The organism is Mycobacterium sp. 1165178.9, assembly GCF_001673555.1.
In the GTDB taxonomy this organism is placed as follows: domain Bacteria; phylum Actinomycetota; class Actinomycetes; order Mycobacteriales; family Mycobacteriaceae; genus Mycobacterium.
The window spans coordinates 1-532 of record NZ_LZMB01000500.1 but is presented as its reverse complement, the minus strand read 5'-3'; the positions used below and the strand labels follow the sequence as shown (position 1 = coordinate 532).

Sequence of the window (532 nt, the reverse complement as noted above, 5' to 3'; positions counted from 1 at the left end):
GGTCAGCGTCAGCGCGTTGGGCAAGCGCCGTTCGCGGATGTCATAGCAACTCAACGCCGCCAACCAGGCCAGCACCAGACACGCCGCTGCAATCCGCATGCGCGGCAGGCTAATCCGGTGCGCGCACCGCGCAAGTCATGGCCTCGCGCGGTGCGGGCAGCCCGGTGAACTGCTCCACCTGCGCGAAGGCCTGATGCAGCAGCATCTGCAGGCCGCTGACCACGCGGCCGCCCGCGCCGCTCACCGCGGCGGCCAGCGGGGTGGGCCACGGATCGTAGACCGCGTCCAGCAGCACACCGATGCGTTCGAAGGTGCCGACGTAGCGTTGCGCCACGTCCGCCGGGATGGTGCTGACCAGCACCTCGGCGCCCGCCACCTCGTCGACCAGCCCGCCGCCGTCCAGGTCGCAGAACCGGGTCGGCACGCCCAATTGCTCGCCGAGGTCCACCAACCGGGCCGCCTTGTCGGGGTTGCGCGCCACCACGGTGATGCCGGCGACGCCCAGCTGGGCCAGGCCTGCGACGGCGGCCGG

General features: G+C 72.4%; 2 pseudogenes. Both read right to left on the bottom strand.

From position 1 onward, the window contains the following. Nucleotides 1–99 (bottom strand): annotated as a pseudogene (locus tag A5652_RS27095) (prepilin peptidase); the annotation flags it as partial. A gap of 10 nt (nucleotides 100–109) precedes the next feature. Continuing rightward, nucleotides 110–532: pseudogene (locus tag A5652_RS21405) on the bottom strand (shikimate dehydrogenase); the annotation flags it as partial.